The sequence below is a fragment of the Klebsiella spallanzanii genome (assembly GCF_902158555.1).
Lineage (GTDB): Bacteria > Pseudomonadota > Gammaproteobacteria > Enterobacterales > Enterobacteriaceae > Klebsiella > Klebsiella spallanzanii.
Window position 1 is genome coordinate 1 of sequence record NZ_CABGGS010000022.1, and the last position, 797, is coordinate 797.

1 pseudogene is annotated in these 797 nt (G+C 65.2%); it reads left to right on the forward strand.

Going from position 1 to position 797, the window contains the following annotated elements:
* Nucleotides 1-797 (forward strand): annotated as a pseudogene (locus FN082_RS15055) (sodium-extruding oxaloacetate decarboxylase subunit alpha); the annotation flags it as partial.

Genomic DNA, 797 nt, shown 5'->3' on the forward strand with positions numbered 1-797 from the left:
ACCTACGGCCACCCGGCCACCGAGGCGCTGGTCGCCACTCTCGCCGGAACGCAACACGACACCGGGCTGGATATCCTGAAGCTGGAGAGCATCGCGGCGTACTTCCGCGAGGTGCGCAAAAAATACCACGCCTTCGAAGGCCAGCTGAAGGGCTACGACAGCCGCATTCTGGTGGCCCAGGTGCCGGGCGGAATGCTCACCAATCTCGAAAGCCAGCTGAAGCAGCAGAACGCGGCGGACAAACTCGACCAGGTGCTGGCGGAAATCCCCCGCGTGCGTGAGGACCTCGGCTTTATTCCGCTGGTGACCCCGACCTCGCAGATTGTCGGCACCCAGGCGGTGCTCAACGTCCTGACCGGCGAGCGCTACAAAACCATCGCGAAGGAAACCGCCGGGATACTGAAGGGCGAATACGGCCACACTCCGGTGCCGGTCAACGCGGCGTTACAGGCCCGCGTGCTGGAAGGGGCTGCCCCGGTGACCTGCCGCCCGGCGGACCTGCTGAAGCCGGAGCTGGCTGCGCTGGAAGCGGACGTGAAGCGCCAGGCGCAGGAGAAGGGCATCACGCTTGCGGAAAACGCCATCGACGACGTGCTCACCGTGGCGCTGTTCCCGCAGCCTGGCCTGAAGTTCCTTGAGAACCGCCACAACCCGGCGGCGTTTGAGCCGGTGCCGCAGGCGGAAGCCGCGCAGCCGGTGGCAAAAGCAGAGAAGCCTGCCGCCTCCGGTATCTACACCGTGGAAGTGGAAGGTAAGGCCTTTGTGGTGAAGGTCAGCGACGGCGGCGATATCAGCCA